This is a genomic window from Youngiibacter fragilis 232.1, from assembly GCF_000495435.3.
Taxonomy (GTDB): domain Bacteria; phylum Bacillota; class Clostridia; order Clostridiales; family Clostridiaceae; genus Youngiibacter; species Youngiibacter fragilis.
This window is the reverse complement of record NZ_AXUN02000055.1, coordinates 1-23,629: the sequence shown is the minus strand read 5'-3', so window position 1 is coordinate 23,629 and position 23,629 is coordinate 1. Positions and strand designations below refer to the sequence as shown.

General features: G+C 48.8%; 24 protein-coding genes. 6 read left to right on the top strand and 18 right to left on the bottom strand.

What is annotated here, in order from left to right; all coding sequences use genetic code 11:
- Positions 1-29: 29 nt before the first annotated feature.
- The 4 genes from T472_RS03850 to T472_RS03835 all read right to left on the bottom strand — a co-directional run bounded on the left by T472_RS03850 (position 30) and on the right by T472_RS03835 (position 3,766).
- Positions 30-755, bottom strand: a complete 726-nt coding sequence (locus T472_RS03850; protein WP_040906610.1) for a hypothetical protein — start codon at positions 753-755, stop codon at positions 30-32.
- Entirely contained in the window at positions 752-1,603 is an 852-nt protein-coding gene (locus tag T472_RS03845) for a 4Fe-4S binding protein (protein ID WP_052011745.1), read from the bottom strand. Before T472_RS03845 ends, T472_RS03850 begins: the two co-directional genes overlap by 4 nt.
- A gap of 103 nt (positions 1,604-1,706) precedes the next feature.
- Positions 1,707-3,080, bottom strand: coding sequence for a sensor histidine kinase (locus T472_RS03840; protein WP_023384717.1), 1,374 nt, complete (start codon positions 3,078-3,080; stop codon positions 1,707-1,709).
- A complete protein-coding gene (locus T472_RS03835) occupies positions 3,077-3,766 on the bottom strand; it encodes a response regulator transcription factor (protein ID WP_023384719.1) in 690 nt (229 codons plus the stop codon). Before T472_RS03835 ends, T472_RS03840 begins: the two co-directional genes overlap by 4 nt.
- A gap of 193 nt (positions 3,767-3,959) precedes the next feature.
- Here T472_RS03835 and T472_RS03830 point away from each other — a divergent pair, with 193 nt between their 5' ends.
- From T472_RS03830 to pdo, 3 genes are all read left to right on the top strand, one after another.
- Positions 3,960-4,664 (top strand): transposase, encoded by a 705-nt coding sequence (locus T472_RS03830; protein WP_023384722.1) that lies wholly within the window; start codon positions 3,960-3,962, stop codon positions 4,662-4,664.
- Between the two features lie 87 nt (positions 4,665-4,751).
- The gene (locus T472_RS03825) at positions 4,752-5,741 is read left to right on the top strand and encodes an NAD(P)/FAD-dependent oxidoreductase (RefSeq protein WP_023384724.1); all 990 of its coding nucleotides are present in this window, start codon (positions 4,752-4,754) and stop codon (positions 5,739-5,741) included.
- A 53-nt stretch (positions 5,742-5,794) separates the two neighbouring features.
- Positions 5,795-6,436, top strand: a complete 642-nt coding sequence (gene pdo / locus T472_RS03820) for a protein disulfide oxidoreductase (RefSeq protein WP_023863332.1) — start codon at positions 5,795-5,797, stop codon at positions 6,434-6,436.
- Between the two features lie 111 nt (positions 6,437-6,547).
- Here the strand turns inward: pdo and T472_RS03815 are convergent, their stop codons facing one another.
- The 14 genes from T472_RS03815 to T472_RS03750 all read right to left on the bottom strand — a co-directional run bounded on the left by T472_RS03815 (position 6,548) and on the right by T472_RS03750 (position 20,635).
- Positions 6,548-7,681, bottom strand: coding sequence for a M20 metallopeptidase family protein (locus tag T472_RS03815; protein ID WP_023385109.1), 1,134 nt, complete (start codon positions 7,679-7,681; stop codon positions 6,548-6,550).
- Between the two features lie 159 nt (positions 7,682-7,840).
- Entirely contained in the window at positions 7,841-8,065 is a 225-nt protein-coding gene (locus tag T472_RS03810; RefSeq protein WP_023385113.1) for a MoaD/ThiS family protein, read from the bottom strand.
- A gap of 10 nt (positions 8,066-8,075) precedes the next feature.
- Positions 8,076-9,881 (bottom strand): aldehyde ferredoxin oxidoreductase family protein, encoded by a 1,806-nt coding sequence (locus tag T472_RS03805; protein ID WP_023385115.1) that lies wholly within the window; start codon positions 9,879-9,881, stop codon positions 8,076-8,078.
- Between the two features lie 140 nt (positions 9,882-10,021).
- Positions 10,022-11,974, bottom strand: a complete 1,953-nt coding sequence (locus tag T472_RS03800; RefSeq protein ID WP_023385117.1) for a sigma-54-dependent Fis family transcriptional regulator — start codon at positions 11,972-11,974, stop codon at positions 10,022-10,024.
- 104 nt (positions 11,975-12,078) lie between these two features.
- Complete coding sequence (locus T472_RS03795; protein ID WP_023385118.1) at positions 12,079-12,348, bottom strand: MoaD-like domain-containing protein; 270 nt, start codon at positions 12,346-12,348, stop codon at positions 12,079-12,081.
- A gap of 193 nt (positions 12,349-12,541) precedes the next feature.
- Positions 12,542-13,333: a plasmid pRiA4b ORF-3 family protein gene (locus tag T472_RS03790; protein ID WP_023385121.1), complete on the bottom strand. Its 792-nt coding sequence runs from the start codon at positions 13,331-13,333 to the stop codon at positions 12,542-12,544.
- A 135-nt stretch (positions 13,334-13,468) separates the two neighbouring features.
- Complete coding sequence (gene thpR, locus T472_RS03785) at positions 13,469-14,008, bottom strand: RNA 2',3'-cyclic phosphodiesterase (protein WP_023385123.1); 540 nt, start codon at positions 14,006-14,008, stop codon at positions 13,469-13,471.
- The gene (locus tag T472_RS03780; protein WP_023385126.1) at positions 14,005-14,487 is read right to left on the bottom strand and encodes a nucleoside-triphosphatase; all 483 of its coding nucleotides are present in this window, start codon (positions 14,485-14,487) and stop codon (positions 14,005-14,007) included. The genes thpR and T472_RS03780 overlap by 4 nt, the downstream gene beginning before the upstream one ends.
- A gap of 141 nt (positions 14,488-14,628) precedes the next feature.
- On the bottom strand, positions 14,629-16,113 hold the full coding sequence (locus T472_RS03775) for a carbon starvation CstA family protein (RefSeq protein ID WP_023385128.1): 1,485 nt from the start codon (positions 16,111-16,113) through the stop codon (positions 14,629-14,631).
- Positions 16,114-16,161: 48 nt separating this feature from the next.
- On the bottom strand, positions 16,162-16,656 hold the full coding sequence (locus T472_RS03770; RefSeq protein WP_023385130.1) for a ferritin family protein: 495 nt from the start codon (positions 16,654-16,656) through the stop codon (positions 16,162-16,164).
- A gap of 374 nt (positions 16,657-17,030) precedes the next feature.
- Entirely contained in the window at positions 17,031-18,845 is a 1,815-nt protein-coding gene (gene ftsH, locus T472_RS03765) for an ATP-dependent zinc metalloprotease FtsH (RefSeq protein ID WP_023385132.1), read from the bottom strand.
- Positions 18,842-19,291, bottom strand: coding sequence for a MarR family winged helix-turn-helix transcriptional regulator (locus T472_RS03760; RefSeq protein ID WP_023385134.1), 450 nt, complete (start codon positions 19,289-19,291; stop codon positions 18,842-18,844). The genes ftsH and T472_RS03760 overlap by 4 nt, the downstream gene beginning before the upstream one ends.
- Before the next feature lie 99 nt (positions 19,292-19,390).
- The gene (locus T472_RS03755; protein ID WP_023385137.1) at positions 19,391-19,729 is read right to left on the bottom strand and encodes a DUF6054 family protein; all 339 of its coding nucleotides are present in this window, start codon (positions 19,727-19,729) and stop codon (positions 19,391-19,393) included.
- A gap of 9 nt (positions 19,730-19,738) precedes the next feature.
- Positions 19,739-20,635, bottom strand: coding sequence for an NYN domain-containing protein (locus T472_RS03750; RefSeq protein WP_023385139.1), 897 nt, complete (start codon positions 20,633-20,635; stop codon positions 19,739-19,741).
- A gap of 176 nt (positions 20,636-20,811) precedes the next feature.
- Here T472_RS03750 and T472_RS03745 point away from each other — a divergent pair, with 176 nt between their 5' ends.
- The 3 genes from T472_RS03745 to T472_RS03735 all read left to right on the top strand — a co-directional run bounded on the left by T472_RS03745 (position 20,812) and on the right by T472_RS03735 (position 23,601).
- Positions 20,812-21,450, top strand: a complete 639-nt coding sequence (locus tag T472_RS03745; RefSeq protein WP_023385141.1) for an aspartate/glutamate racemase family protein — start codon at positions 20,812-20,814, stop codon at positions 21,448-21,450.
- 117 nt (positions 21,451-21,567) lie between these two features.
- Positions 21,568-22,782: a 6-phosphofructokinase gene (locus T472_RS03740; protein ID WP_023385144.1), complete on the top strand. Its 1,215-nt coding sequence runs from the start codon at positions 21,568-21,570 to the stop codon at positions 22,780-22,782.
- Positions 22,783-22,794: 12 nt separating this feature from the next.
- The gene (locus tag T472_RS03735) at positions 22,795-23,601 is read left to right on the top strand and encodes a nitroreductase family protein (protein ID WP_023385146.1); all 807 of its coding nucleotides are present in this window, start codon (positions 22,795-22,797) and stop codon (positions 23,599-23,601) included.
- Positions 23,602-23,629 lie beyond the last annotated feature (28 nt).

The window sequence follows — 23,629 nt, the reverse complement described above, 5'->3', positions numbered from 1 at the left end:
CAGCGGGGTCCTACCCGATTTCCTGATCCCTATTTTTCAACCAGGGCGTTCAGCTTTTCCTTCACCTCTGAGAAGGAAAGCCCCTTCTCCAGGCAATAATCCTTTATCGGGAGATTTGTAGCCGGCATGGCAGAACCAATGATCTCCTCGATCTGAGCCTTCGTTATACCTGCGTCAAGGACCTGCTGGAATGTCGTAGCACCCTTGACAAGTGGCTCGACTTCCTCAGTGGCTGCAGGTCCAGCCGGTTCTGATGCTTCACCTGCTGGCTCAGGAAGCACTGCAAGGTGCGATTCTATGTAGGCCTTCTCTTCTGCTGTGAGCTTCTCGTTCACCCTGTAGAGTATGTCCTTCGCCTGTGCTGGCAGATACGTGTCGTCATACTCAGGAGGAAGCCCCTTGTAGAATGCCACGAAGAGCTGGACTGAACCGTTGCCGATCTCGTTCGGAAGATTCGGATACATCTCCTCAAGGACCTTTGTCTGAATGCTTGTCCCATCTGTCCCTTCAGGTATTCCGAAGGCTTCCAGCAGGTCGCCGAGATCCACCTCAAACAGCTCAGATACCTCGCTGAAGGTGTAGGAACCCCTTATGTCCTCGGGGTTGTACTGGCCTTCGAACTCCCCTTCCTTGTATGTGACCGGCACCTTTGTGGATTCTGTTGTCCAGACATCGGCGAGGATAGTAGCCCCAATCCCCCCGAATATGACAAGGAATACTGTGAGAGCCATGAATTTTGATGATATCTTCCTCATGCCTTTACCTCCCTGCCTTTCTTAGGCATTTCCATGAACAGTCCGTTCATGAGGTTGACTGTGTCAGGTACAGGGCAGGCTTTTTCTGATGTGCACTCCATGCAGCTTATGCAGTGGAGGTCTGTGACCTTTGTCTTATCTGAAACAACTATGCCCATTGGACAGCTGGTGTCGCACTTCTTGCAGCTTATGCAGGTCGATTCGTTGCGCTTTATTCCAAAGATCCTAACCTTGTTTGAAAGTCCGAGCAGAGCTCCATAAGGGCAGGCATACCTGCACCATGGCCTCGAAATGACAAGCGATGCACCCATTGTAACCAGTAGCACTATCACTCCTGGGATCGCCACTTCGCTTGACCAGAAGGAGAACAGTGCGTTATATGGGTCGATTTCCGCGAACATCAGGTATCCTGACCTTGCTGTCACATATACTACCCAGACGAGCACGGCATACCTGAAGTACTTCAGGACATTGTCGACCTTCTCAGGTACTACCTTACCGAACCTTTTTCCGAGGACCTTCTTTCCGAGCTTACCAATCCATTCCTGGAAGGAGCCAAGGGGGCATACCCATCCGCAGAATACGGGTCCGAAGAGGATGGCTAGGATGAATACGAGTGACATTAGTATCACGGATGACATGTGTATCTTCTGGATGAAGGTTCCAAGGGTTCCCAGATTATAGAGTGTAACTACACCGCCGAAAGGACAGAGGGCATGAAGCGATGCATCGGCAAGCAGGGGGATTCCCATTCCGGATTCTGCAAGCGTATGGTTTACAGCGATAAGTCCGATAAGTACAAAGAAAAATATCTGCACATAGAGTCTGAGCTTTGATTTTTTTTTCATTTTGACATCTCCCACAAGACAGATTCAGGAAATTCCATGTATCCATATTAATCGGAAGATGTGAGGGATCTGTGATGGAATATGGTCAAAAATGGTGGAAAAGTCATGATGACTTAGCTGAAAACCAGAACCTGGCTCCACCGGAATCATTGTTTGACGCACCATATTTGAATCCATGGGATTCAAGGATGCTCTTTGCGATAGCAAGTCCAAGTCCGGTACCCGCTGCACCCTCACCCTTACCTTTGTAGTACCTGTCCCAGATCCTCGGCAGGTCCTCATCGCTTATCCCATTCCCGTCATCGTCGACCATGAGAGTGACAAGTCCTTCATTTCTCGATACGGAGACCAGAACATTCTCCCTGGCATGCTTGAAGGCGTTGCCGATAAGGTTTACGGACACCTGTGTCATAAGCTTAGGGTCAGCGGTTATCCTGCAGTCTGATTCAGCTTCAATGAGGAGCCTGATGCCGGTCCGTGACGAGAGGTCCCTGAACCTCTCAGAAACTCTGTTTGCAAGCTCCTTCATGTCAACTGACGCAGGTTCAGGCTTTGAAGCACCTGAATCAAGCCTTGACATGCTTAGGATGTCATCAACAAGTTCAGATAACCTGTCAGACTCCTCCATTATGATGCCAAGCTGCCGGTTCCTCCTTACAAGGTCGTTCCCTGAAACATCCCTGAGGGTCTCAGCATAGCCTCTTATAAGGCTCAGGGGGGTCCTCAGCTCATGTGATATGTTTCCGATAAGGTCCTTCTTCAGCCTTTCTGTCCTTCCAAGCTCGATGCCCATCTCCTTCATGTCCCTTGCAAGAGCAGAGATCTCATCGTTCCCCTTCACATCCAGGTCGACATCAAAATCACCCTTCGCCATCTTCCTTGCTGCATCCGTGATCTTTAGGATAGGTTTCACGAACCTTCCTGAAAGTACGTACGACAGGACAAATGATACAACGAGAAGTATTACCGTAATGTAAGCAAGCTGCACCTTGAGGATGGATGCAGTATCTGAAACTGGGGCAAGAGGTACTGCAGCAGCCAGAGCGCCGCTTCCTGTAGGAGTCGCAAGGAACAGGAACCTGCCGCCTGTCCTGGTCTGCTCCTCAGTCCTGTTTACGGTACTTCCGTTCAGTGCCTCAGTTACAACCTCCATGATATGCTTGTCGAAGAAATTCTGGGTCCCCGTGGAAGTTTCACCGCCTGCCTCATACACTGAAACACCTGAACTGTCGAATACCCCGATGATAACGTTGTATACATCGGAAAATTCAGCAATCTCCTCCTGAAGCTTCGGATCGTCAATCCCCTTCTCACCGATTTGTGCAGCAATCTCATTCACCTTGTCCTGCATCAGCCCGATCTGTCTCGAACTGTAGAAATCCTCAAGGAAAACGACCTGGAAGAGCCAAAGTACAGCAACAATGACCGCTACAAGAACCATCATTCCCTTGAATAGCCTTAGAGAAATCCCACTCATGGCATTACCTCCGGGTCGAACTTGTAGCCGGTACCCCATACGGTCACGATCATCCTCCTGGACTCCTTAAGCCTTTCCCTCAGCTGCTTGATGTGGGTATCCACAGTCCTGTCGTCACCCTCGAAGTCATAGCCCCAAACAGCAGAAAGGATATGGTCCCTTGTGAACGCCTTGCCAGGGTTCTCCGCAAGGAAGGAAAGAAGCTCGAACTCCTTAGGTGTAAGCTGAAGGACCTCAGATGAGTTAGTCACCTTTCGTCCGTCAAGGTCAATCACGAGACTTCCGAATTCGAGCCTTCTGACTGGAGAGATTACTTCCCTTCTCCTTCTTGATGTCAGGGCCCTGATCCTCGCAAGGAGCTCCTTCGGGCTGAAGGGCTTCACCATGTAGTCGTCGATCCCCATGTCGAAGCCGAGAAGCTTGTCGTACTCCTCTCCGCGGGCTGAAAGCATGATTATCGGAATGTCCGAGGTCTTCCTTATGTTCCTTGCCACGCTCCAGCCGTCCATGCCGGGCATCATGATGTCCAGGACCACGATGTCGTACTTCTTCCCCTCCAGCATGAGAAGGGCTCTGAAGCCGTCTCCTGCCTCATCAGCATCATACCCTCCGCCTGCCATATACTCCTTTATCATATCCCTTATCCCCGGCTCGTCATCAACCAGGAGTACCTTTAACTCATCCACTGAAGATCACCTCTTACCTTTCATTATATCATCCAAGTTATGGCAGGATATGGGCAATCGCCTGCAAGGATTCTTAACCGTGACCCAAACCCGATCAGCTTATGATGTTTTTTATTTCGTCAAAAATCTTAGGGACGGTACTTGACTATAACTTGAATCGCTGATATATTATTGTTGAAGGCAGGTGGTAAGGATGGCACGTACAGCACGTATAAAGGACGATTTCGGAACCTTCCTGATCCGCCAGACCGGAGGCGGTGAAAGGATGCTCTTTGAGAATGAGAGCGACCGGTACCGTTTCATGGAGATACTAAAGAGAACCCAGGCAAATTTCAATTTCAAGCTATATGCATACTGTCTCCTTTCAGACAATGAGTACCAGCTTGTCCTGGACACCAACGGGAGCGACCTGTCGAAGGTTATGAAGAGCATCAACATTGGTTATGCCATGTATGTCAAATGCAAAGGCAGGCTCTTTCGGGACAGGTACAAGAGCACACTCATGAATGAAAAGGATGAGGTCCTCAAGACCATTGGAGCACTGCACGAAAGAAGCAAGGAAGCCACGGAATGGAACAGCTTCTGCGTATACGGCGGAAAATCCCCTCTTAAGCTTGACTGGGTGACACCGCTGAGGAAGGAAGACGATGAGCCCGCTGCTGCTGAGGACAAGGAGTGCAGGGACTGCCTCCATACTATTGAGGAGGCAAGGACGAAGCTCTCATCAATAGCCCAGGATACCGGACAGACAGTGGAAGAGCTGCTCAGGGACCGCGACCTCCGTAACCAGATGATACATGATTTCAGGAAGAGGACAACCCTCTCACTGAAGGAGATCGGAGTTCTTTTCGGCGGCATAAGCGAATCGACAGTCTGCAAGATTATAAAGAACACATAGATGCAGAAGCTGCAAAGCTATTTCAGCGTATGCATCTTCTAAAAGGGACAACGGTCAAGTTCCGTCCCTTACAAAAGGAGGATAACCATGAGCTTCAAGCTTAATCTCGATTTCGGAAGCACATTTTCACTGGCAAGCCAAAACACTTTGGATCCGGGGACCACATATGATGTGCTGGTGGTCGGTGGAGGACCTGCAGGACTGAACGCAGCGCTATACGCTTCAAGGAAGGGTCTTGCAGCCGGCATCATTACAAAAAGGAAAGGCGGTCAGATCCTTGACACCTCGGACGTTGACAATTATCTCGGGATAAAGTCAATTTCAGGTGAAGGGCTTGTAAATGAATTCCTGTCACATGTGGACCAGAACGGGATACCTGTTCTTTCAGATGTGGAAGTGATTGGAATAAGCTCCACAGACAAAGTTCACAGCCTTACGCTGGATTCGGGTGAAACCTACAAATCGAGGTCAATTATAGTTGCAACAGGCTCCAAGCCAAGGACGCTTGGTGTTAACGGAGAATCAGCGTACTCAGGGAAAGGTGTATCCTACTGTGCGATATGTGACGGACCCTTCTTCAAGGGCAAGGAGGTCTTCGTGGCTGGCGGAGGGAACTCAGCTGCAGAGGCGGCAATCGATCTTGCAAAGGTTGCGTCAAAGGTCACCATAGTCCACAGGAGCCAGTTCAGGTCAGACAAGGTACTTACTGACCAGCTGTACTCGAACCCGAAGATAAGCGTAATGCTTGGAACAACGATCACCGAGGTGGTCGGCGATGGTACCTTCAGGGGTCTGAAGGCAAGGAACAACGCTACAGGCGAAGAGAAGCTTCTCCAGGGAGACGGACTGTTCGTCGAGATAGGGCATGACCCCTTCACCGGTCCTTTCGGCAAGTTCCTGAACCTTAACAGCCATGGTGAGATCATTGTAAACCAGAAGAATGAGACAGGCGTTCCGGGAATATACGCAGCGGGCGATGTAACCGAAGTGCCCTACAAGCAGATAGTCATAGCCGCAAGCGACGGAGCGAAGGCTGCCCTCTCTGCAAGTGAATACCTGAACAGGCTCAAGGCCTGAATGAAGCCAGCGAATAAATTTAAATAAAATACGGATAAATGGAGGAAATGAAAATGAAAATGTTCAACGAAGAATTGAGAGGTCAGCTTAAGGAGGTCTTCAACGACCTTGCAGGTGATGTAACGATCGCACTGTTCACAAAGGAAGGCGAATGCTACAGCTGCGAGGAGACAGCAGGCTACATGGAGGAGATTGAGGAATTAAGCGACCGTCTACACCTGAAGAAGTATGACCTGGACAAGGATTCAGACCTAGCCAGGGAATACAATGTCACGATGGTACCGAGCATAGTCCTGCTCGACAAGGATGGAAAGTACGAGGGTGTCAAGTTCAACGGGATCCCCGCAGGACACGAGATAAATTCATTCATCCCTGCCCTTCTGGAGGTTTCAGGAAGGAATTCAGAGCTTCCAAAGGACCTTGAGGAAAGGATCAGGAAGATCGACAAGCCTACAAACATCAAGGTTTTCGTAACGCTCAGCTGCCCTCACTGCGCAGGAGCAGTACAGAAGGCACACAAGATGGCACTCATGAATCCATTTATCGATGCTGAGATGGTCGAGGCTGAGACATTCTTCGACCTCTCAAACAAGTTCAACGTATCCGGAGTTCCGAAGATAGTCATAAACGACAAGCATGAGCTTCTTGGAAATCAGCCTCTGCAGGCATTCCTTGCTGAAATGGAGAGAGTGTAGACTCTGCCTGAATAGGCAATAAGGTCAGGAAATGGCAGGTTATGCCATTTCCTGACCTTTTCCTTTAGTGGAAAAACCGATTTAGTCCTACTGATCAGGCCGTCATGACCTTCACTCAGACAGGAAGTCAAGAGCAATCTGCGCCAGGCCCTTTGCGAGCAGCTTCATGTTAGAGTCTTCGAAGGAGAAGTAAGGGTTGTGGTGAAGGACAGGATTTTTCCCATCCTTCGCTATGCCGATGAAGGCATAGGCTGATGGTACATGCTGTCCTAGGTAGGCGAAGTCCTCTCCCCCCATTGACTGTATCTGGTTGTCTGAGACATCTGAAGGGTCAGCATGCTTTCTGAAAGCATCTCTCGCAAGGCTTGCCATCTCCTCATCGTTTATGAGGACCGGAAACCTCTTACCATAAATGAAATTGGCAGTTGCCCCCATTGATCCGGCAATTCCAACAGCAAGCTTCTCAAGCTCCTTTGGTATCCTTTCCCTTGTTTCCTCATCAAGTGTCCTTATCGTCCCCTTCATGATCACCTTTTCTGGTATGACATTGTGGACTTCTCCCCCGCTTATGCTGCACACGGATACCACACAAGGTACAAGGGGATCCACCCTTCTTCCGACCATGTTGTTGAAAGCTGTTATTATGCTTGCTGACACCATTATCGGATCGACAGTCAGATGCGGCTGCGCTCCGTGTCCCCCTCTGCCTGTGACCTCAAGGTCGAAGACGTCAGGTGAAGCCATGACGGGTCCGCCTGATACTGCTACCTTCCCCTCTTCCATGAGCCCCCAGAGATGGCATCCGAAGGCAGCATCGACCTTTGGCGACTCAAGGATGCCCTCCTCGATCATGGTCAGCGCTCCTCCATCCTCCTCTTCAGCCGGCTGGAACATGAACTTTATGCAGCCATCAAAGGAATCCCTGAGCTCCGAAAGCACCATTGCCGCACCAAGGAGCCCCGCCGTATGGGCGTCGTGTCCGCAGGCGTGCATCTTGCCCCTGACCCTAGACCTGTATGGCACATCCGCCAATTCATCAACAGGGAGAGCGTCCATGTCTGCCCTGAGCAGGACTGTCCTGCCAGGACCTCTACCATGGAGGATGCCAAGAACCCCTGTTTTTGCGACCCCAGTCCTTGTCTCTATACCAAGGCTTCTGAGGGTTTCTGCAACAAGAGCTGCAGTCTTTACCTCCTCGAAGGCTATTTCAGGCTCCATATGTATGCGGTGCCTAATTGACACCATCTTTCCATAATTCTTTTCAAGAATCTCCGATATCCTTTCCGTTGACAGATATATCCCTCCCTACAGACCTATTACTCTGATTATATATCCCGAACCGGAGTGACCGCAATCATCTGGAAAACAAAGAATCCGGACACCGCCCGGATTCTCGTATTGTCTTCAGCCTCCGCCAACCGGCGGAAAAACTGAAAGTGTGTCCTTGTCCTCAGGGAAGTCATCAAGAGAAGCATCCCTGCCGTTCCTTAAAAGTATTGCCACATCCTCTTCCATGATTCCCATGGAGCCAAGTATGGTCCTTATGGTTTCACCATCAGACACCTCGACGTCAAGGATCTTCCCCCTGTTCTCACGGAGTGTGGCGAATAGCCTTATTGTAAGGTTCAATGGCTCCTCCTTACTTCAGTCCAAGCGCTGAAAGCTTGTCGTCCTTAGGAGCTCCATCCTCAGACCAGCCTCTTACCTTGTAGTAGTCAGGCAATGTCTCGTTAAGCTTTGTTACCCAGCCCTTTGAAGGTCCTTCAGCAATAGGCTCCTCAAGAAGTCTCTTAGGAAGCGTATCTGTTGATGCCGCTATGCCTGCCTTCATGTTCCAAACCCTCTCAAGGTTCCATACCCTCTCACCAGCCTCGATGAACTCAGCTCCGGTATATGTCGAACCTGTAATCGCATTAACGAGGTCGGCATAGTCGTCAGCACCAAGTGCGAATGATGTGAACAGGCAGAGTCCTGATGAATCTATAGCTGCAGTGAAGTCCTGGAATATCTTTGTCCATTCTGCCTTTCCTTCAAGCGTGAACCTGTCAAGCTTCTCAGGAAGTCCGAGTATCTCAGGGGAGATCATGTAGCCTCTTACGTGGCATCCGCCTCTGTTGGAGGTTGCATAGGAAATTCCGTGTCCCTGGATTCCTCTCGGGTCGTATGCGGGAAGCTCCTGCTTCTTTACTGTCATGGAGTATTCTGGTACCCCGTAGCTGTCACAGAGCCTGTATGAGCCTTCCGCAAGCTTGACTCCGAAGCCTTCTACAGCTCCCATCCTCTTGGTCCATTCTACTATGGCCTCTGCACTTCCCCAAACCAGCTCCGGTCCGTCTCCAAGCTCTTCCCTTGTGATGTAGCCTCTCTGGTAAAGCTCCATTGCAGCCGCTATGGTAGTTCCTGCTGATATTGTGTCAAGACCGTACTCGTTGCACCAGTAGTTAGCCTTGATGACTGCAGGAAGGTCATTTACTCCGCAGTCTGAGCCGTATGCCCATACTGTTTCGTACTCAGGTCCCTGTCCCTCTATGTCATCAACCTTGCAGTATCTTCCGCAGCCTATTGGACATCTGAAGCATGGGTCCTTCCTTGTGAGGTACTTCTCAGCAAGGGTCTCACCGCTTATATCCTCTGCGAAGGAGAACTGTGACTCCTGGAAGTTCTTTGTTGGAAGCACGCCGTTCTCATTGATTATGTTGACAAGCACCGCAGTTCCGTATGCAGGAAGTCCCTGTCCGGTAACGCCGTTGTCCCTGATCTTCTTGGTGCATCTTGCGAAAACTTCCTTGAGCATTGCAGGGTCCTTTACCTGGACCTTCTTCGATCCTTTGACTACGATAGCCTTGAGGTTCTTGGATCCCATTACGGCACCGACTCCTGACCTTCCTGCTGCCCTTCCCTTGTCGTTCATGACTGCAGCCATGAGTGACAGCCTTTCTCCAGCTGGTCCTATGCAGGCAACCTTCGCCTTGTCTCCATGGATTCCCTCAAGTGTCTCAGTGGTGTCTGCGACAAGCTTTCCCCAGAGTCCTGATGCATCCTTCAGTTCTACCTCATCGTCAACTATGTTTATGTATACAGGCTTCTCTGACTTTCCTTCAAGGACGATCATGTCATATCCGGCAAACTTCATCTCTGCGCCGAAGAATCCGCCTGAATTCGAGCTTGCTACCGTTCCCGTAAGAGGTGACTTGGTTATTACCATGTACCTTCCGCCGGTTGGTGTGTTGGTTCCAGTGAGAGGTCCCGCTGCAAATATGAGCTTGTTCTCCGGGCTGAGAGCATCAACGTTCGCATCGATCTCATCGATGAGCATCTTTGTTCCGAGTCCTCTTCCCCCGAGGAACTTTACTGCATCATCAAGATTAAGCTGCTCCTTCTTGACTGTTCCTGCTGTCAGGTCGATCCTGAGTACTGTACCCTGGTATCCGTAATAGTTTGACATTGTATCCCTCCTATGGATGTTCTGTACTGATATATAAGCAAGAATCATGCCAAATATTGCCGGGGCTGTAAACGATTGAACTGCAATGGTTTACATTTCGGACGAAAAACAACCGCTCCATTATGGAGCGGTCATCCGCATCATTTGCTGTTCCATTCTGGAACTTTGTCCCGAATCGATACATCGAGACCATAGGCTTCAAGCTTGCGATAAAGCGTATTTCTTCCTATTTCAAGCGCCTTCGCTGCCTTCGATATGTTCCAGTCCTCATGCTCCAGCATGAAAAGTATATGTTCCTTTTCTATTTCAGTAAGGCTCGCTACCCTTCTTGAAGGTCCTGAGGTTCCAGCCATCGGAAGGTCCCCTCTTCCCCGGTTGACCTCGAAGATGTCTGGCACGCTTTCAGTATTGACTACGAGTTCTACATAATTCTCGAGTTCCCTGATGTTACCCGGCCAGTCGTACTCCATCAGCCTATCCATCTGGTCCCTTGAGAAGTCGATCCTCTTCTTGTTGTGCTTCTTGGATATCCTGCCCATGAAGAAATCGAAAAGCACCGGGATATCCGACCGCCTCTCCTTCAGTGACGGAAGTCTGAGGGGCAGCACATTCAGCCTGTAGTAGAGGTCCTTCCTGAAGGTTCCGCGTTCAACCTCGTCCCTAAGCTCCCTGTTTGTCGCTGCTATGACCCTGACATTCACCACATTGTCATGGATGCTGCCGATCCTTGAGACAGTTCCTTCCTCGATCACCCTGAGGAGTCTTGTCTGAAGGTCAATGGGCATTTCGCCTATTTCATCGAGGAATAGTGTTCCACCGTCCGCGAGCTCGAACTTTCCGGGCATTCCTTTCGATTTTGCACCCGTGAATGCACCCTCCTCGTATCCGAACAGCTCGGATTCGATAAGGTTTCTCGGTATCGCACCGCAATTAAGTGCAATGAACGGTTCCCTTGAGCGGTTCGACCTGTTGTGTATGGACTGGGCGAACAGCTCCTTGCCTGTTCCGCTTTCCCCCATAAGAAGTACTGTTGACTTGCTGTCAGAAATCTTCTTGGCCAGGTCAAGTACCTTCACGAAATTCGGGTCCTGTCCTATTATCTTGTCAAAGGTGTATATCGCCCTTCTCCCCATGAGCTTCTCGGCGAGTTTCCTCTGTTTCCTTACTTCCCTGAGTATCATGACAATAGAGTCATACTTACCTCTTATCATCCTGTAGATGCTGACATTGTACTGGAGCCTGTTCTTCCTGGAGAAGACATCAGTATCAGCCTCATATTCAGTTCCGTCCTCGAGGAGGCTTCTTCTGATGGAATCCCAGTCCCTGAGGAGCTTCCTTGCGTTGATCCGTCTCATGTCGTCCTTATCGTAACCGAACATGTCGCAAGCCATGTTGTTCGTCATGTCGATATTTCCGTTCAGGTCCATTACAACGACTCCAACCTGGAATGTGTCGAGGATGGCCTCGTGGAATACCTGTCTTTCTGAGAGGTCCAGCTTTGACCTTTCAGCTTCCATCATCTTGCTGATTGAATGTGCGGCTGCAACCACCATGCCCAAAGTGTGGGAATGTACCCCGTCACTGTAGCCGGTAAGGTCAAGAGTCCCTATCAGAGTCCCATCCGGGTCCCATATGGGTGCAGCTGAGCAGGTCCATCTGTGGTATACACTGACGAAATGTTCGCTTCCTGATACCTGAAGAGGTGCCCTCTCCTCTATGCATGTTCCCATGGCATTTGTGCCTATGCTTCTTTCATCCATGTATGCACCGGGAACCATGTGGAAAGAAAAAGCCTCAGTCAGTATGTTCTCATCGCCTATTACCGAGAGTATGCACCCTTCCCTGTCAGTGAGTATGGCGAAAAAATCAGAGCCTCTCACGAACTCGTGGAGATTGTTGATGAACGGAGCGGCAGTCAGTATGAGACTGTTATTTTCCTCAAGCTTCTCGAAAAGCTCCCTACCCTCAAGTATCCTCTTTGAGTAGACCCTGTCACTCGAGACCTTGTACCTTCTGCATCTCTCATGGGACCTTTCTATGTAGTCCTTCAATTCAGTTGACCTGGCCACTGAGCCATATGACTGTTCTTCCAACAAACCCACCTCCGGCAATAAAAGAAAACTTGGATCATATATTCCAAGTTTACAGCAAATCCTCTTAACTTACAATGTAAAACGTTCCATTACGGCACAAAGTTTCAGCCGCCTGCTGTGAGGAACATGATCCGGTAATCCTTTAGCAAAGCTTCGAAGACTTCATCCTCAGCCTCAATGGTTACTTCAACCTCCGGGAAAGGTATGGTCCTCAGCATGTATACAGTCTGTGGGCCGATCCTTGCAGTCCAAGGGCCACCCTTGAATATAATGGCTCCGTCAGGCAAATCAGATGGAATTCCTCCGATCCTTTCGAAGTACACCATGAACTCATGCCTTTCCTTTCCTCTCATGAGGAATGTCCTTTTAATCATTGTAATCCCCCAACAAATGTCGAACTCATCAGAATTGGCATATCCAACAATGCCTGGATGCCCTGCAACGCGTATCCTGAAGTCACCATCTTGAATCCTTTTCGATCACAGCATTCTGACAGACGCAATATGAGCAATTCCCCAGGTTCCTTTACACGGTGAATCGGATATGTTTCAGCGCTACTTTAAAAAGTCACCTGCGATCAAGCTGACTCTCCTGAGATGATATTGGCAGCTTCCTCTTGTACCTTCGGTTAAGCAGGTCCATTGACTGATCTGTAGGCTCCAACCGGAGTTCGTAAGCATCCCTGTAGATCCTCGGGACCTTTTTAAGTCTGAAGTTCATGTCTTCCAAGTCTAATTTGTCAAGATCCAATTCACTTAAGCCCAACCATTCGCTTAATTCCTGGTATCTCTCCCCTTTTTTACTCTTGAAGACTCTTGCCAGTTCTTCAAGACCGTGAGGTCCGCCGCAATCCTCGATTATCCCGTATCCAAAGCCATCCAGGACCCGGGGCAGCTCTTTGCCGGGCAAGTCCTTGTCTTTAAGGATATTCTCAAGAATGATTTTTATCTCCCATCCGTCACCGAAGTCATAAGAAAAAGTCATTGATTCGGCTTCAGATGAAAGGACATGTTTGACCATGATTTTGGAAGCATCGAGATTATCAGCTTCAGGCTCCGGAAAGCCATAATCATCTGGCAGTGCTATATGCTTTCTGGCAAATTTCGGGTCTTCAGAAAGCATATCATAGACTTTTTTGTTAAAATCATTGCTTGAATATTCTCCCGCGCTTTTCAGGTAATTTTCTGCCACTGGAACATCGAAGCAGAACAGATGGGTTGCCTGCATTTCAAATAGTGTCATCAGGATGTACCCTAATTTTGCCATTGTGATATTGTTCATAACCTGGAAACGGCGCCATATTTTAGGCTCATAGTCTGTCAGCTCAGCATAGAACTCATAAACAGGATTGGATGCCATGTTTATCCCCCTTCAATCAGAACGTTTTTGGTTGTATATCCAGATTGCCGCAGGAATCTGGATTTTTGACGTATTTATCTGTATCAGCTTTTTTTAGCTGAAGGATACAAGTGTATTTTCACTATCTGACGGACATCAGATAAGCCTTGCAGAATGGAGCGGCAAATACTCAAGTACGCCGCGTCGGCTTGTGCTCTCGAACACCGTGACCTCGGATACCTCCTGAGTCTCATTTCCATCAAGAGGAGACATGTCGGCGTCCTCAAACTGCCTTAAGATCCTTGCTTCCCTTACAAGGGTCAGGTGTGGAGAGTAGTCCCTGCCCTCCTTCTCGAATCCGATCTTCTCAAGTGCGTCTGAAAGTGTTATGTACAGGTTCTGAAGCCCTCTGCATTCTTCGATACCAAGCCAGATTATCTTCTTCCTCCCTGAAGGGAAATATCCAAGCTTACCCAGTCTCAGCGAAAAGGCTTTGGTCACTGAAGCTGCCTCATCAACAACGGAAAATACCTGCTGAAGCCTCTCCTTATCGACCTCACCAAGGAAATTCAGTGTCAGATGGATGTTGTCGGTTCGGGTGAACCTGCCCTCAGCAGCCTTTCTCAGGCTATCCTGAACTCTTCTTATCGCTTCCTTCTGACGTATTCCGAAGTCTATCCCTATGAATATCCTCATTGTTCTTCCTCCACGTCGATAAGGACGAATTCTTCAATCTCAAAGCTTTCCAGGACATCCTCAAGTGAACTTTTCCTGACTACCGCAATGACTTCCTTTCCGCTAAGAAGCGCTTCAGTGAATGCGTCATACAGGCCCATGCCGCGAAGTTCAAGCGGACCGATCTCATCAATTATTATGCCTTCGCATCTTGGATCCATGCAGATCTCATCAATGACCTCGTCAGCCCATTCGAAGGCTTCAGGATCGAAGTAAAGGCTTCCTGACTGGAGCCTGAAGACCTTGGACTCCTCCTTGACCGCCAGCATCCTTTCGGTTCCGTCTGACAGCCTCCTTAAGGTATACCCCTTGAACACCTCATCCTCAAATACCTTGAGAGACACGATTCCGTCATATCCCAGATCCTTCAGGTCATCCCAAAGGACGAGAACCCTCGCAGTCTTCCCCTTGTCTATTCCTCCCGTAACTATCCAAACCATATGATCACCTGCCCGATATCGATTCCTTATTAGTATTATACGATTATTTTAATCTCTTTGTTTGGATGAATGGGAGAATCTCCATTATTACAGCCTGAAAATTTAAAGGGCCGTCATGATGACGGCCCCCTGATCGTTCTCTTATTCTATTACAGTACTGAGTATCTTTTCCTTCTGCTTGGTTCCGTATGTCTTGATGAACAGGGCATAACCTAAAGCCAGAACTCCTGCCGCAATGTATGAGGCCGTGTAGCTGTTAGGGTCCATTCCAAGTCTGGACTCAAGGCCTAAACCTATCGGGGCGTGGATTATGTAGCTCATGACCACGAAGCAGTAGAACATTCCAGGAACAAGCGATATGAGGTAGTTCTTTCCATGGATGAGAAGGTAAACCGAAATCATCGCAAGTGCAAATACCGCTATTGTCTGGTTAGTGAATGCGAAGTATCTCCAGAGGATGTTGAATCCCGATGCATTTGACTTTGCATAGTAAAGTATTGCTATAGCTGGTACGAATATACCTGCAGTAAGAGAAACTCTCTTTGTGTAGTTAACCTGGTCTATGTGGAAGGTTTCAGCAAGCATGAGCCTGAGTGACCTGAATGCTGTGTCTCCTGAGGTTATCGGAAGTACTATAACGCCTGCTATTGCGAATATGGCGCCTATAGGTCCGAGGAATTCCCTTGAAACAAGTCCTATCATGAGTGTCGCGCCAGTCTTTATGTCTGTTCCTCTTCCGAAGAGTATCATGGCACCAGCTGCCCAGCACATTGCTATGAAGCCTTCAACAAGCATCATGTTGAAGAATGTCATTCTGCCTTCCTTTTCGCTCTTGACAGCTCTGCCTATGAGGGTAGCCTGTGTCGAGTGGAAGCCTGACATGATTCCGCATGCTACTGTTATGAAGAATACAGGTATGAACGGAAGCTTCGAAGGATGGTTTCCGAACAGGTGAGCAAAATCAAGGTTCTGAAGGTTTGCTCCGCCGTCAAACATTATTCCTACGAATATTCCAACTGCTGAGAATATGAGTATCGCTCCGAATATCGGGTATACCCTTCCTATGATCTGGTCGATAGGGAAAAGTGTAGCTATAAGATAGTACAGGAATATTGCTGCATATACTATCCAGGTTGTTGGGTTCTCGAACAGAGGCTTCTGTCCGATGATCTCGTTTACTATGAGGTCTCCAGGTGTATATACGAAAACCGCTCCAACAAGAAGCATGAGTATCCATACTACTATGTTGTATACGTTGAAGACTCCCTTTCCAAGGTACTTCTGTATGAGCTTAGGCATCTGTGCTCCGCCGTTTCTCATTGATATCATTCCTGAGAAATAGTCATGGAGTGATCCCGCGAGTACGCAGCCTACAGGTATGGTTATGAAGGCGATAGGCCCGAACAGTATACCCTGTATAGGCCCGAGGATCGGTCCTGTACCTGCTATGTTCAAGAGCTCTATAAGACTGTTCTTCCACTTTTTCATCACGACGAAGTCAACTCCGTCTGCCTTAGCTACTGCCGGTGTCTCCCTGTCATCAGGTCCGAATACTGTTTCGCAATACTTTCCGTAAGCCAATCCACCTACCAACAGAATTGCAAGTCCAACCAAGAAAGTTACCATAATAATCCCCCTTATGAATTATTAAGAATAGTGCGTCCGTGACCTTCGTCACATACCAATACGGAAAATTGACCTGTCTGTCTTTTTTTCCAGGATGGTCCTAAGGTGTTTCTTCTCTTCCTTGAGTATGGTCGCCAGATCCCCTTTGGCAAGGTCCGGATAGACCCTTGCCAGCTCAGTCACGAACATGACTGAATCTGTCTCCACTCTCTCGGCGATGTCAAAGACCTGACTCTTGTCAAAAAGAGCCCTTGCTTTGGCAATGACTGCTTCAGAATCATTGAGGAAATTATTATCGATCAATAAATCCAAGTACTTAGCATCATCCTCATCTAGTTCCACATCGCCAACATCAGGGACCTTGCCTAGCAGAGCAGCGTAAATCATGTTATGCCTTTCTTCGTCCTTTGCAAGGTTCTCGAAGAACTGCACACCAATTCCCTTGTTAACCTCCTTAGCCATCGTCCTGTAAAGTTCCGCCACCTTGATCTCATTGTCAGCGATAAGCTTGACGAGTTTGGTACCGTTCCATTTGACAGACATTATTACCCCTCCTTTCAAAACTTCTTAATATTATTTTAACTATTTATGAACTGGATTGTCAATGGTATGACCATAATCGTTTACATTTTATGACTATGCAATTATATCTTAAAGTGTTATAAAATCAGTTCTGTTGGCATTTTTTTGCCAATTATTCAAAGAATACCCTAAAGAATTCCTATCAGAAAACTTTAGGGTATATATTCATGCTAAATGTATAATTGCTTCAAAATCAGCAATTATTATGCGGCGTAACCAGGGGCGGAATGATTCAAAATACCCGTGCCTTCGCGTGACGTTTTCAGGTTTGTTTACATATACTCAAAACAATTCAGAATCACCGGCGGCTTTCAGGTCATTGTTCCATGTCTAAGTCAAGCAGCAAGCATTTCCATGAACTCCTCGCCGGTTATTGTCTCCTTCTCCAGGAGGAATTTAGTCAGGTCATGAAGCTTCTGCTTGTTTTCCTCAAGTATTTCCTTTGCCCTGATGTGGCATGATTTTATTATCGCAAGGATCTCCTGGTCGACCTTCGCAGCGGTGTCAGCTGAAACCATGAGCTGTGTATCGCCGCCAAGGTAAGGGTTGACCATAGTCTCCAGCGCCATCATATCGAATGTCTCACTCATGCCGTACCTGGTGACCATTGCCCTGGCGATCTTGGTTGCCATCTCAATGTCGTTTGATGCTCCTGAGGTAACTGTCCCGAAGATAAGCTCTTCAGCGGCACGTCCTCCCATATAGGTTGTTATCTTGTCGAGCGCCTGCTCCTTAGTGAGCAGCACCTTCTCCACATCGTCTATCTGCATGGTGTAGCCAAGTGCTCCGGAAGTCCTTGGGATTATCGTTATCTTATGGACTGGAGCTGAATCCTTCTGCATTGCAGCAACAAGCGCGTGCCCTATTTCGTGGTAGGATATCGTCAGCTTGTCCTTCATTGAGATCACCGCATTCTTCCTCTGGTAGCCCGCTATGACTACTTCAACGGATTCTTCAAGGTCCTCCTGGATTACTGTCTTCCTGCCGAGCTTAACGGCTCTCAGGGCACCTTCGTTTATAATGTTGGCAAGGTCTGCACCGGAGGCTCCTGATGTGGCTCTCGCGATGACATTGAAGTCAACACCTGAATCAAGCTTGATCTTCTTGGCATGTACCTTGAGTATCGCTTCCCTTCCTGCAAGGTCAGGCAGTTCAACCGGTATCCTCCTGTCGAAGCGTCCGGGCCTCAGGAGCGCCTTGTCCAGTGTCTCAGGCCTGTTTGTTGCAGCAAGGATGACAACGCCCTTGTCAGCTGAAAAGCCATCCATCTCCGACAGCAGCTGGTTCAGAGTCTGCTCCCTCTCGTCATTGCCGCCGATACCGCCAGAATCCCTTCGCTTACCTATCGTGTCTATCTCGTCTATGAAGACTATGCAGGGTGCCTTCTCCTGTGCCTGCTTGAAAAGGTCCCTGACCCTTGCGGCCCCCATACCTACGAACATCTCGACGAACTCTGAGCCTGATATCGAGAAGAAAGGAACCTTTGATTCACCTGCAACTGCCTTTGCAAGCAGAGTCTTTCCAGTACCGGGAGGTCCTACAAGGAGAGCTCCCTTTGGAATGTTAGCTCCTATATCGGAGTATTTCTTTGGGTCATGCAGAAAATCAACGATCTCCCTGAGGGCATCCTTTGCTTCATCCTGGCCCGCCACGTCCGCGAATGTCTTGCCGGTCTGGGCCTCGACATACACCTTTGCATTGCTCTTTCCGAAGGACATTGCATTGCCCATTCCGCCCTGGTTGAGCTTTCCAGACAGCTTCTGTCCGAGGTACAGGAATAATCCTATCGGAAGTATCCATGTGAGGAGGAATGACATGATCGGTGACGCCTCCTGCGGAATGACCTTGCTGAAGCTTACGCCCCTGGCATATAGCCTGTCCACAAGTCCTGTATCATCCATCCTGCCTGTCATGTATACGGCATCCTTGCCCTGTGCATCCGGTGCAGTATACAGTATCTTGGTTTCCTGGATCTCCACGGTCTTTACGGACCCTTTATCCACCATGGAAAGGAAGGTGCCGTAGTCGACTTCGCTTATTGAAGCGTTCATGATCGCAGGAACTACGAACGTATTGAACAGAAGCATTATCAGAAGTACTATGGTGTAGTAGAACATCAGTGATTTTTTTGGTGGTTTGATCTCTTTCATGAGTTTTTCTCCTTCGTCATTTCAATTATCATTTCCGACAGCTTTTCAAGGGCCTCTGCAATTTCAGTCAGTTCCCCCCTGTATTCCGGCAGCCTATCCTCCAGCCTCGTTGTCAGCCATCGGTCAAGCCTTTGGGCGGTTTCGCTGCCCGATTGAGTCAGTCTCATCAGTACCTTCCTGTCATCATCAGGATCCCTGCCCCTTTCAACAAGCCCTCTGTTCTCCAGGACCTTGCAAAGGTTTGTCAGGTTGCCTCCGGCTATTGAAGCCGAATCTGATATCCTTCCCATGGTTGCTGAGCCTTCAAGGCTCATTATCAGGATTATCCTCGCCTGGTTCGGTGTCAGGCCTTCAGAGCTTCCCATCCTGTCAAGGCAGGTGTCCATGGCTTCATCGAGCTTTCTTGTGCTCTGAAGAAGATATGCCTTGAATTCGTTCATATCCATGTCTATCCCTCGATTATTTATAATTTATAAATATTATGGTTTATGATAAAACTATACCCCCGGAAAATGGTTTCCGGGGGCTTTTAATCGATTTTTAACCTAGAGCCAGGTCTCGTATGGCCTGAGTTTGTCCTCAACTATCCTGCCAAAGCTTTGCGAGGCGCCCCAGTCAAACCTGAAGAGACCTTCCCCGCCTCCGCCTCCAATGTAGTGGACCCTTGTAGCTCCGGATGCATCGTCGATAGTGACAGTAAGGGTAAGCCTGTTCCCTACCCTGTAGAAATGCTTCTCGTATACCATGACGACAACCCTTCTGTCGCTGAACCTTACCTCGTAGTGGTCGAGCTTCTCGCCTGTTATGCTGCCATTTATCACGGCATCATCAAGGATCTCAATGGCTTCATCGATGCCGAGCGAAACATGTATGGTAGTTTCCATCTTTCCCTCCTAATCCTCTATCTTCACTATCCTGCGCTTTGCCTTGTAGGTCCGCCTCTTCTTCTTTACTTCTGGAACTGGTGCCTCATCAGTTTCCTTTGGAGTATCGGACTTCAGCGACACCCACATGGATGTCCCCTTCCCCTTCTGGTGTATCTCGAGGAAATCGAATTTCTTGAGGAACTTTGAAAGCTTGGTGTCGCCGTAGTTCCTGACGTCAAAATCAGGATATCTCTTGACCAGCCTGTTTCCGATCTCTCCCATGTTCATGCTCTGGTCCTCGGCATCGACCTCGTTCATCATCCTTATTATCGCGGCTTTGATGAGGTTTATGTCAGTCATGTACTTTCCGGTCTCAGTCTGCTCAGGCTGCTTGTTGCCGTTTGATGCAGCCTTGATATCTGGCTTGCTCTCGACAGGCTTTGCCTTGGAATCCTGAATTGACCCTTCCTCAAGGGCCTTCTTCTCTGATTCTGCAAGGACATCAAGATACTTGAACTGGTTGCAGGCGGCTATGAAGGGCTTGGGGGTCTTCTTCTCCCCCATTCCGACGACCATCATGCCTGATTCCCTCAGCCTTGCGGAAAGCTTCGTGAAGTCGCTGTCAGAGGATACTATGCAGTACCCGTCAACATTTCCTGAATAGAGGATGTCCATGGCATCGATTATCATAGCGGAGTCTGTCGCGTTTTTTCCTACGGTGTACCCGTACTGCTGAACAGGTGTCACTGAATTTTCAAGCAGGACATCCTTCCAGGATGCAACCTGCGGCTTGGTCCAGTCTCCGTATATCCTCTTGTAGGTCGCTACCCCATAGTTTGAAATCTCATCAAGTATGAACTTTATGTACTTCGCCGATACGTTGTCGGCGTCAATAAGTACTGCAAATTTTCTGTCATCAATCATCTCATGCCGCGCGTTTTTTGCAACGCGCACTCCTTTCACTGTGTTACCTAAGTATCAGTATAGAGCATTTTCATGCACTTCGCACGAAAATTGTAAACGATGAGATTGAATTGGGACTATACCTTATCTCACTTAAGGGATAAAATGGTAGATATTATTTGATGGGAAGTGGTGGCATGGTAGCGGTAATAGCAGGCACTCCGGTGGATACATCAATGGGAAAGGCACTGCTTGAAGAGCATGGATACGAGGCAGTTTCATTCCCGATTTCAGATACGCCCGAAGAACAGAGCATACTTCAGGTACTATATCCAGAAAGACTCAGGGAGATCATTGAGGGCAAGGTTGATGAGATCAGCAGCCTTGGTATGGATACTGTTTTTGTATACTGCAACTCAATTTCAGCAGCGGTAGACATGGAGGAGATCGGAAGGAAGAAGGGAGTAAGGATGATAACTCCACTTATGGTATACAGGGACCTCGGCAAAAGCTACAGTCGACTCGGGGTTATCGCGGCAAACAGCCAGAGCGCCTGCGGCATTGAAAAGGCTCTCCAGTCAGGGAAAAACGATACAAGGGTAATAGGGTTAGGAACCCTTGAGCTTGTCGATGCCGTTGAGTCAGGAATGGTTCCTGATAAGATCGTGGATGAATTCGAGCTCACCGGACTTCTCGGCTTTTTCAGGACTTCAGGCTGCGAAGCACTTGTACTTGGCTGCACCCATTTCTCGTGGTTTCGGGATGCGCTCGCCGATAAAAGCCCGATAAAGGTCATAGACCCTGCACTCATGATGCTGGAAATGCTCCAAACCTGAGCATTTCCAGCATTTCCAGCTACTGGGATATTTTGATTTCAGGTGATTTGTGGTATCATTTATTCAATATGGTAAACGTTTAGAATAGCCCAAAAGAAACATTTGAGGAGTGATTCCATGAAGCTTGAAGGAAAAGTAGTAGTGGCACAGGGCGGTGGACCTACTGCCGTGATAAACCAGTCCCTGGTTGGTGTTGTCCTTGAATCAAGGAAATTCCAGCAGATAACAAAGGTATACGGAGCTATAAACGGCGTCAAGGGAATAGTGAACGAGGATTTCCTTGACCTCACTCAGGAGACCACAAACAATCTTGAGAGGGTTGCAGTGACACCCTCATCTGCCCTGTTCTCTACAAGGGACAAGCCCGATGAGGCATATTGCCAGGAGATCTTCAAGGTATTCAAGGCTCATGATGTAAGGTACTTCTTCTATATCGGCGGAAATGATTCTGCTGATACCGTAAGGATAGTAAACCAGCAGGCCGAGAGGTCTAACTATGAGTTCAGGGCCATACACATACCAAAGACCATTGACAATGACCTGGTACTTAACGACCACACCCCAGGATATCCATCAGCAGCCAAATTCGTGGCACAGGCGTTCATCGGCATAAACCTCGACAACAGGGCGCTGCCGGGAGTGCATATTGGGGTTGTGATGGGCAGGAATGCCGGCTTCCTCACTGCGGCTGCATCAATCGCACAGAAGTATCCGGATGACGGACCTCATCTTGTGTATCTCCCTGAGAGGGCATTCAAGACTGACGAGTTCCTTGCTGATGTCAAGTCCATCTATGACAAGTATGGACGCTGTGTTATCGCTGTATCTGAGGGCATCCAGGATGAATCCGGAGTACCGATCATTACCAAGCTTGAGCAGAAGGAACGCGATTCACATGGCAACCTGCAACTTTCAGGAACTGGTGCGCTTGGTGACCTGCTGGCAAAGCTTGTAAAGGACAACCTGGGTATAAAGAGGGTCAGGTCCGACACATTCGGATACCTGCAGAGGTCGTTCCTCGGCTGCGTCTCTGACGTTGATCAGAGGGAGGCAAGGGAGGTCGGTGAAAAGGCCGCCCAGTTCGCAATATGGCATAATATCGACGGGTCGATAACGATACACAGGACAGGCTTCTACTCTGTGGACTATCAGCTTTCGAGGCTAAAGGATGTTGCCGGCCTGACAAAGCTCATGCCTCCTGAATTCATCAATGCCAGGGGCAACAATGTGACTAATGAATTCAAGTATTACCTGACTCCGCTTCTAGGGTCCGGAATGCCATCTGCAAGCATGCTGCGGGCACCAAGGGCTGAGAAGCTGCTGGAAAAGTAGGGAGGTGCATTGATGCTTTTTACTGCCGACAGGGACAAGTGCACACTATGCGGTGACTGCATGAAGGCCTGTCCAAGATTTATTGTAAAGCCAGATGAAGACGGATATCCTGAGGTTTCTCCCGATGAGGAATGGTACTGCATACGCTGCGGTCATTGCGTGATAAACTGCAGGTTCGAGGCAGCGAACCTCACCTTCTACAGATGGGAGGATGCCGAGGACCTCTCGAGCTCTGACTTTCCTTCAGAGGCTGAAGCCAGGCGCCTGATATGCACCCGGAGAAGCACAAGGAGCTTTAAGGGGGATACCATAGGAGCCGAAAAGCTGATGAAGCTAATGGACATGACTAGGTATGCCCCTTCAGCTTCAAACAAGCAGCCACTGAGATGGATCGTCGTTGAAAAGAAGGAGACCATGGCTGAGCTAAAGAGGCTATATGAGGAGAACCTTAAGGTTGATTCCGCTGTGATAACCGACAAGAGGTATGCGGTCCAGGAGGACCAGATCAAAGCAGGGCTTGACCCTGTATTCAGAGGGGCTCCCATGCTTGTAGTCGCCTTAGTACCCTCATCACATGAGTGGTATGAGGATGCGGCGATAGCCCTTTCCTACTTTGAGCTCTCAGCACATTCCGTGGGAATAGGAACCTGCTGGGCTGGCTTCATAACAAGGGCGCTGAGGAAGAACCAAAGCATGAGAAGCCTCCTTGGAATAGGTGAAGACGAATGGGTTGGCGGAGCCACCCTGTTTGGCTATCCATACCTGCAGAATCCGGACAGGCTGCCTCTCAAGAAGGCTCTCGAGCTTGAACTCAGATAATTGCATGATAATCGGGTAGGACCCCGCT

Bases quoted from the DNA above. Each gene is read 5' to 3' on its own strand.
- T472_RS03850 (WP_040906610.1), bottom strand. From the start codon at position 755: ATGAGGAAGATATCATCAAAATTCATGGCTCTCACAGTATTCCTTGTC.
- T472_RS03845 (WP_052011745.1), bottom strand. From the start codon at position 1,603: ATGAAAAAAAAATCAAAGCTCAGACTCTATGTGCAGATATTTTTCTTT.
- T472_RS03840 (WP_023384717.1), bottom strand. From the start codon at position 3,080: ATGAGTGGGATTTCTCTAAGGCTATTCAAGGGAATGATGGTTCTTGTA.
- T472_RS03830 (WP_023384722.1), top strand. From the start codon at position 3,960: ATGGCACGTACAGCACGTATAAAGGACGATTTCGGAACCTTCCTGATC.
- T472_RS03825 (WP_023384724.1), top strand. From the start codon at position 4,752: ATGAGCTTCAAGCTTAATCTCGATTTCGGAAGCACATTTTCACTGGCA.
- pdo (WP_023863332.1), top strand. From the start codon at position 5,795: ATGAAAATGTTCAACGAAGAATTGAGAGGTCAGCTTAAGGAGGTCTTC.
- T472_RS03815 (WP_023385109.1), bottom strand. From the start codon at position 7,681: ATGGTGTCAATTAGGCACCGCATACATATGGAGCCTGAAATAGCCTTC.
- T472_RS03805 (WP_023385115.1), bottom strand. From the start codon at position 9,881: ATGTCAAACTATTACGGATACCAGGGTACAGTACTCAGGATCGACCTG.
- T472_RS03795 (WP_023385118.1), bottom strand. From the start codon at position 12,348: ATGATTAAAAGGACATTCCTCATGAGAGGAAAGGAAAGGCATGAGTTC.
- T472_RS03790 (WP_023385121.1), bottom strand. From the start codon at position 13,333: ATGGCATCCAATCCTGTTTATGAGTTCTATGCTGAGCTGACAGACTAT.
- thpR (WP_023385123.1), bottom strand. From the start codon at position 14,008: ATGAGGATATTCATAGGGATAGACTTCGGAATACGTCAGAAGGAAGCG.
- T472_RS03780 (WP_023385126.1), bottom strand. From the start codon at position 14,487: ATGGTTTGGATAGTTACGGGAGGAATAGACAAGGGGAAGACTGCGAGG.
- T472_RS03775 (WP_023385128.1), bottom strand. From the start codon at position 16,113: ATGGTAACTTTCTTGGTTGGACTTGCAATTCTGTTGGTAGGTGGATTG.
- T472_RS03770 (WP_023385130.1), bottom strand. From the start codon at position 16,656: ATGTCTGTCAAATGGAACGGTACCAAACTCGTCAAGCTTATCGCTGAC.
- ftsH (WP_023385132.1), bottom strand. From the start codon at position 18,845: ATGAAAGAGATCAAACCACCAAAAAAATCACTGATGTTCTACTACACC.
- T472_RS03760 (WP_023385134.1), bottom strand. From the start codon at position 19,291: ATGGATATGAACGAATTCAAGGCATATCTTCTTCAGAGCACAAGAAAG.
- T472_RS03755 (WP_023385137.1), bottom strand. From the start codon at position 19,729: ATGGAAACTACCATACATGTTTCGCTCGGCATCGATGAAGCCATTGAG.
- T472_RS03750 (WP_023385139.1), bottom strand. From the start codon at position 20,635: ATGATTGATGACAGAAAATTTGCAGTACTTATTGACGCCGACAACGTA.
- T472_RS03745 (WP_023385141.1), top strand. From the start codon at position 20,812: ATGGTAGCGGTAATAGCAGGCACTCCGGTGGATACATCAATGGGAAAG.
- T472_RS03740 (WP_023385144.1), top strand. From the start codon at position 21,568: ATGAAGCTTGAAGGAAAAGTAGTAGTGGCACAGGGCGGTGGACCTACT.
- T472_RS03735 (WP_023385146.1), top strand. From the start codon at position 22,795: ATGCTTTTTACTGCCGACAGGGACAAGTGCACACTATGCGGTGACTGC.